A 7379-nucleotide genomic window follows, 5' to 3' on the forward strand; every position below is an offset into this window, starting at 1 on the left:
TTGATTACCTCATTCGTGTCATTAAAATCTTAATGAGCCAAGGTCTGCTTCACGTACAATGCCGCCCCTCATATTTTAGATTCCAACCAGCAGCGCTTCCTCATTACTTTGGCAGAAAAACTGATTTCCAACCTTAGAATGCAAATAGGCATTTTTTTAACTAACAGCTCGCCAGCTTCAACAGCGTTGTTCAACAGCGCCGTGCGAATTAGGCTGTTGCCACTACAGCTAATACCTGAATAATAGTCTTTCAATTTCATGCGATAGTCAGACTCAACTGAACGCATTTTCTTTCTTAGTTCGCCCTTATCGTCTGCTTGTACGATAGTGCAAATATTTGCTAGCGCTTCGCTGACATCAGCATGGGCGATGCCCGACACGCCAAATGTTGCTGCGATAACAAGAGAAGCTTTAACGATTTTCAACATGGTTAATTCCTCGAGTAAATTTAAGGTTATTTGTTTGCTCGAGATGATTAAACGATAAATCGAGAAGTATGGAAATGCTACTAGCAATACAAAGGTATGTAGATCTATAACCAAATTTACACAAGAAAAAAGCGCTTAAATTAAGCGCTTTTTTCGAGTGTTTTAATGTGGTTTGAAATTACTTGCCACTTCCATAATCTGCTCACGCATCCACATGTGAGCATAATCATGGTCTGCACTTACATGCCAATATAAATAGTATTCTACAGGTGGAAGGTCAAAGGGCATCTCATATATAGCAAGGTCGTAGTGCTTCGCTAAGTGAAATGGTAAACATGCTATTAGATCCGTTTTCACTATTGTGCTTGGCACGGTGAGAAAGTGCTGACCGCGCATGACTTCTTTTCTTCGTTTCCCCATTTTGTCTAATGCGACATCAATAGGACCTGCGCCTGATTTCCGCTGGGAAACATTGATATGCCCAAGTCGAAGAAAGGTATCGAGATCCAATCCGTTTTTAAGGGCAGGGTGATTCTTTCTAGCTAGGACGACAAATCTGTCTTGCGCTATTTTCTCTTTACACAAATGCGGGTCGGTAAAGGTCGAGGCGTCAGCAAAAAAGTCTAGCGTCCCCGCAGCCATAGCCGATACTACTTGGCTTCGCGGTATCTCATAGTTAGTCAAACCTATATTTGGTGCTAGGTTTTGAAGTCTAGCAACCAAGCGAGGCATGATGCTGGCCTCTAACAAGTCTCGGCTGGCAAAATTGAAAGACTTCTCCGCCGTAAGCGGGTCAAAAGTATGGCTCTCTTGAACACTTTTGCGAAGCAGCGCCAAAGCCTGTCGCGCGGGAACAATTATGTTCTGTGCAACGGGCGTAGGTGTCATGCTATGACCAGTACGGACGAAAAGCGGGTCGTTTAGCATTTCTCTTAGCCTTGCTAACGAATTACTCACCGCGGGTTGAGTAATACACAATACGTCTGCGGCTTTGGTCAAACTGCCTGCGGTATAAATAGCGTCAAATACAGCAAACAAATTTAAATCGATTCTATTGAGATTCATAACTAATCCTTTACGAGCGAATGCTCTGAAAAAAGCCAATAGATGAAGAAGCGCTGTGTTTACAACAGCATGTATAAAAAATATATGAATATATTGCTACATAGCATCTACGATTAATTTACGTTAGTGTAACAAGAATATTTATAAATACCTATTATTAAAAGTTAATTGAAACATTCAAGCGAATAATAGTAGTTTTATCATCTTTGAAAAGGAAAGAGGCGCGAAAATGAAAACACTTTTGGATTTATCGGTAGGAGAAACACTCGAACAGTCTGAATGGCTAACCGTGACTCAGGACATGATTAATCAGTTTGCAGATGCGACGGGGGACCATCAATGGATACACCTAGATGCTGCGCGTTGCGAGAAAGAAAGCCCATTTAAATCAACCATTGCTCATGGTTTTTTGAGCGCAAGTCTCATGCCTAAGGCTTTCTCTGAAGTGATATCTCCCAGTGATGAAATTGCGTCTATGATTAATTACGGCATAGATAAGTTGCGCTTCCTTGAACCAGTAAAAAGTAACGATTCGCTGAAGTATCATTTTCATCTCGTTGAGGTGACTGAAAAGCCGCAGGGCAAACTGTTTAAAGTAGAAGCGTCATGTTTGCTTAAATCGAGCGGAAATCCAGCGCTAGTTGGTAGCTTCCTTATGTTGGCAGTACTGAAGCCGTAAGCCAACGCGCCTGTACTGTGGAGTTTTCAAAACGTTTTAGCTTTTCCATATAAAATTTGCCACTGGAATACTATAAATAAAAAAGCCTGAATGATGCTTTCGCTTATCCTCAGGCTTTTTAAATTCCTACTTTACAATGTGCGTGAGAAGCAACATTGTGAAGGCACTAGTTCGATGCTTCTTCTGCGCCTTCCTCTACCGCTTCGCCTGCGCTTTGAATATCTTTGCCTGCACCTTCAATGGTTGCGCAGCCCCCTAGGCTACCAATACTTGCTGCAAGAATAAGTGCTAAGAATGCATGTTTACGTGTATTTGAATTTAACATTTCCATTTGACTCTCCGTTATATTTACTCTTCACCAGGTTGACCTGGATCGTTACCTGCTTTTTCATCCGACGTTGTTTGTGTCGAAGTTGAACCTGAACCTGCGTTGCCTTTTCCGCGTTCCTCTCTTGGATTAATCATTGCATTAAGTTTATCGCCGCCTTTGGCGTTAAAATCCAATGTTCTGATAGGAAACGGAATAAGAATATCGTTGTCCTCTAATACGGTCTTGACCGTGTTTATGGCATCGTGTCGAACCACCATGAACCCAGGTTCCCCCGGATACCGGATCCAAAACCATAAGAGAAGATTAATACTGGAATCGCCAAACGACTCTGCATAAACGGCGGTTTCCTCTTTTTTAATCACATAATCTTTATCGTTCATTGCATCTGTAATAACGTTCGCAGCCTGCTCTATGTCATCGGCATATGAAATGCCGACCGGTACTTCTATTCGTCGATAACCCAATGTTGAATAGTTAGTCAATATATTACGAAATAGTATCTTGTTAGGAATTACCTCTAGCTGCCCGTAGAAGGTCTCAACGAGTGTGTTTCGAAGATTGATCTCCTTAACATTTCCAAAAACACCCTCAGCCTCAATAACATCGCCGATTTCAAAAGGCTTTCTAATTCCCATTGCTACACCGGCAATGAAATTCTCTGTCATGTCTTGGAACGCAAAACCAATGGCCAAACCCACAATACCGGCCCCGGCCAAAAGCGAGGTGACTGTACCCTTGAGCCCGACAAAATCTAACGCAATGAAGATACCTGCGACGATAATGATGGATTTAATAATAGAAGTGAGGAGACCCGCTATTTGGCGTGACTCGAAAGTACGTCGCATAAGCTTTCCAACCACGTTGCCGACAACTTTCGCGATAACTCCGAATAAGATGGCGATGAGAAACGCAACAACGATATTAGGGAGTAGGGTAATGCCTCCTTCAATCCAACTCTCAAGCTTTTCGCTCAATAATTTATACACCTCATCAACTTTTGGAAATTCCATAACCCTCTTTTCCTCTGCGTGTTTTGTTCAGTGGGTTTCAAGATTCATTCCTAGAATGAGGGAAGGGTATCTTTATGAAATTTATATGTTTTATATGAATCGATGACGGAGAGATGCGCGCGGAATGTGCCGGGGTGTGTATGAATTACCGATTGAATGAAACATGTTCTCATAAGATAGACGGGAGAAACTAACGTATAGCGCGCCTTCGTTACTATTATCCTAAAGTCTACCTGGTCTGACCATGTGTAAAATTAATGTAAACATATTATTCACAATAAATTTACAAAGCTAAAGATCGGGCATAGTATCAAAAAGGTAGGTCACAATTTGTGGATGGCCTATCACAATAACAACACAAAATCGAACAGCCTGTTGCTAGCGGAAAGTGTGGGTAGTAGTGCCGGTAGTGATAAGCCCAGATTTGGAATCACACTATGAAATTTAAAACGCGTAAGACAGCGGTTGCCGCAATGGTTGGCACTGCTTTACTTTGCTCTCCTTATCTTGCAACAGCCCAAGAAGCTGACGTAGAAAACGATAAAGAAGCTAAGAAAGATGTTGAACTTATCCTTGTTACCGGAAGTTTTGTTCGTCGAAGTGAAAACTTCGAATCTCCCTCTCCCCTTGCTGTTGTCGACAGTGTCGCCATAGACTCAATTGGTGCAAAGAACATTGCCGATATTACTCAAACACTCACCATTAACACAGGTGCGGAAAACAACCCAGACGCGTTTACCCAAAACGCAACGGCAGGGACCTCTAATATCAACCTTCGCGGTCTAGGTGTTGCCTCAACCTTAGTGCTCCTTAATAACAAACGCCAAGTCGTTACCGCTCAACCTACCAATGAAGGTTTGAACTTTGTCGATACAAGTTCATTAGTGCCTATGATTGCCATCGATCGCATGGAGGTGGTGAAAGATGGTGCATCCGCCTTATACGGCTCTGATGCTGTTGCTGGTGTGGTGAACTTTATTACCAAGCGAAACTACGACGGCGCTATGGTAAGTGTTGATTACCAAGATGGTGCACATGGCGATAATAAAGAATATATCCTTCAGGGTCTATGGGGAGCAACAGGCGACAAAGGTAACGTGATAGCGGCTATTAGTTATACGAATCGCTCCCCGCTTTTTATAAGTGACAGACGCTTAAGCCGTCCTCAAGATGATACCAGTGCGCTGGGGAATCCAGCGAGTTTCTTCATTGCGCCAGGCGTGCCTGTTATCGACCCGTTTGGGTGTGAAGAGTTTGGCGGTTTTCCACAGATATTAGCTCCGGCAGGCACAGTGCCTGGGCTTGATGTTGGTCTCTGTGGTTTCGATTTCGGGCCGTTCTATTCTTATGTGCCGGATGAAAGCCGCATTAATGCATATACGCGTGCCGAATACGAATTTACAGACGACATCACTTGGACGACCGAAATTGGCATGGCACGGAACCGCGCCGAGCGTGGTAGTGCACCAAGCTTTCCTATTTTGACTGCGCCAGTGGTGCCAGATTATCACCCACAAAACCCGTTTGGGCGTCCAGTTTCGTTTTTCGGCCGAGCTGAAGGTAATGGACAGCCCGGTGATGCTGCAAATACCGAGTCGGATACTTTCCGCTTTAGCACTAACTTACAAGGCGTTACTGACAGCGGCTTCTGGGAAGTCAGTTACACAAGAGCAGTGAATGACTTTGTATTTTCAGTACCGGATGTGATGAACACTGAATTTCAGCTCGCGCTGTTAGGTTTCGGTGGTTCAGACTGTAATCCAGTACTAGGAACGCCAGGTGAGGGAAGCTGCCAGTTCTTCAATCCATTTGCAACGTCGTACACAAGCGCGCCTAACTCAGACTATGTACTTAATTCGTTTACGGGCAAGCAAGTCATCGACTCAAAGTCGGATTTAGAAGTATTCGAAGCGTTTACCTCGTTCGATACCTTCGAAATGGGGGGCGGTTATGCAGCGCTTGCGCTAGGAGTCCAATATCGTGAAAACAGCCTGAGACAGGATTACGATGAATTATCCAACCAAGATAGTTTCACCTTTGTTATCGGTAACCCTGATTTAGATGGAAGCCAAGATGTTTGGGCAGCATTTGGGGAGTTAGCATTACCGGTTAGTGACGAGCTTGACGTGCAGTTAGCCGTTCGTTATGAAGATTACGGCGGTAGCATTGGTAGTACCGTTGATCCTAAGCTGGCTATATCATGGCGCGCAACAGACGAGTTTTCGCTACGAGGCTCGATCTCGACGTCATTTAGAGCACCAACCGTATTCTTAGCGCAAGGCGGCGCTACGTCTTTACAACAAGTTGTCGATCCCGTGCAAGGTGCGCAGGCTTTTGTCGCTGTCCGTACATCGGGTAATGAGGAATTGAAACCTGAAGAATCTACGGCGTACAACATAGGTTTCTCTTACGAGCCGTTCAGAGACTTGTCAATTGAGCTGGATTATTGGAACTTTGAATTTGAAGATTTGATCATACAGGAAAACGCGCAAGCATTGTTGAGTGCAGATCCGACGGATACAACACGTATAGTGCGCGCGGGCGACCCGTTAACGGGGCCAGTATTACAGATTAACAATACATATGTTAATGCGAGTTCGCTTGAAACATCAGGCATAGACTTCGTTTCCAGCTATAAAATGGAAACAGAGCTAGGGAACTTTACACCGACTATTCAAGCGACTTACATCACCAAGTATGACTTGAACGACCCGCAAGCCGGGGATGTAGATGGTGCGGGTCGCCGTAACTTCAATAACATAGGTGTGTCATCGCCAGAGTTACGTATGAATATTGGCCTTAACTGGCAACATGATGTTCATGCTGCCAACCTGTTCTTGCGATATATTTCATCGTATGACGACGATCAAAACTGCGCAGACAGCACCAGTAACACCGGTGGATGTGCAAATGGTTTTTATGAAATTGACAGCATGTTAACGGTTGATGCTCAGTACAATATCGATCTTGGTAGCGTATTCGACACCGACCAAAGTTATGTATTAACGATAGGTGGTATTAATCTATTTGACGAAGAACCTCCGCAAGTCTTTACTAACAGCGGCTTCGACTCAAAAGTACATGATCCGCGTGGTCGACAAATCTATGCTCGCATGGCTATTGAGTTTTAAGCCTTAATCGCACGAAACTGGGCCGGCTTTTCAAATGAAAATTTGAGAGTCGGCTTTTTTGTAAACTAAAACCTCCAACCTGTCTTGTCCTAATCCAACCTAAACGCTTCAAATATTGTTAAGTTTCATTACAGTAAGTACCGTCACAAAAAAATACGTGAGGTGAAAAAATGGCGACGAAGTTATCTCAAAATGAGATTGATATTAAGTTAGGTGCGCTTAATGAGTTAGTTACAGATGGCACATATTGGGAACGAAGTGGTGATTCCATCAAAAAAACATTTACGTTTAAAAGCTTCATCAGAGCATTTGGATGGATGTCTCAAATCGCCATTTGGGCAGAGAAGTTTAAACACCATCCCGAATGGTTCAATGTTTATAACAGAGTTGAGGTAACGCTGACGACGCACGATGCCGATGGATTGACAGAACTAGACTTTTCTCTTGCTGAAAAAATGGAAAAATTTCAATAAGGCCGCAGTAAACGTTGAGGTTGTAGTGACTAATGTGCGCGTTTTCGTATTAACTTTGCACATATTGGTCAATTAAGCTGCGAACAGTCAGAAAAATGAAATATTTCGGTGCTAAGCACTTGTGTTGAGTAAGTCCCTATGTATAATACGCACCACGTTGAAGCGAGGCATTAAACGAAACGCTTTCAACGGTTATTTTCTGGCGCGGGATGGAGCAGTCTGGTAGCTCGTCGGGCTCATAACCCGAAGGTCGTAGGTTATA

General features: G+C 43.6%; 7 protein-coding genes. 3 read left to right on the plus strand and 4 right to left on the minus strand.

Annotation, left to right across the window (positions count from 1 at the left end):
• Positions 1-68: 68 nt before the first annotated feature.
• Complete coding sequence (locus tag JC525_RS14810; RefSeq protein ID WP_332874120.1) at positions 69-428, minus strand: DUF3718 domain-containing protein; 360 nt, start codon at positions 426-428, stop codon at positions 69-71.
• 162 nt (positions 429-590) lie between these two features.
• Positions 591-1493, minus strand: coding sequence for a LysR family transcriptional regulator (locus JC525_RS14815; RefSeq protein WP_159492754.1), 903 nt, complete (start codon positions 1491-1493; stop codon positions 591-593).
• A gap of 229 nt (positions 1494-1722) precedes the next feature.
• On the opposite strand from JC525_RS14815, the gene JC525_RS14820 reads away from it, so the two are divergent.
• Positions 1723-2172 carry a MaoC family dehydratase gene (locus tag JC525_RS14820; RefSeq protein WP_198816512.1) on the plus strand — a complete coding sequence of 150 codons (450 nt, stop codon included), beginning with the start codon at positions 1723-1725 and terminating at the stop codon, positions 2170-2172.
• A gap of 166 nt (positions 2173-2338) precedes the next feature.
• Here the strand turns inward: JC525_RS14820 and JC525_RS14825 are convergent, their stop codons facing one another.
• Together JC525_RS14825 and JC525_RS14830 are read right to left on the minus strand one after the other, a co-directional pair.
• The gene (locus JC525_RS14825; protein WP_105931072.1) at positions 2339-2503 is read right to left on the minus strand and encodes an entericidin A/B family lipoprotein; all 165 of its coding nucleotides are present in this window, start codon (positions 2501-2503) and stop codon (positions 2339-2341) included.
• A gap of 17 nt (positions 2504-2520) precedes the next feature.
• Complete coding sequence (locus JC525_RS14830) at positions 2521-3513, minus strand: mechanosensitive ion channel family protein (RefSeq protein WP_198816513.1); 993 nt, start codon at positions 3511-3513, stop codon at positions 2521-2523.
• Positions 3514-3950: 437 nt separating this feature from the next.
• Between JC525_RS14830 and JC525_RS14835 the strand changes: the two genes are divergently transcribed.
• Entirely contained in the window at positions 3951-6644 is a 2694-nt protein-coding gene (locus tag JC525_RS14835) for a TonB-dependent receptor plug domain-containing protein (RefSeq protein WP_198816514.1), read from the plus strand.
• Between the two features lie 170 nt (positions 6645-6814).
• On the plus strand, positions 6815-7117 hold the full coding sequence (locus JC525_RS14840) for a 4a-hydroxytetrahydrobiopterin dehydratase (RefSeq protein ID WP_198816515.1): 303 nt from the start codon (positions 6815-6817) through the stop codon (positions 7115-7117).
• Positions 7118-7379 lie beyond the last annotated feature (262 nt).

Source organism: Alteromonas sp. IB21, assembly GCF_016405965.1.
Lineage (GTDB): Bacteria > Pseudomonadota > Gammaproteobacteria > Enterobacterales > Alteromonadaceae > Alteromonas.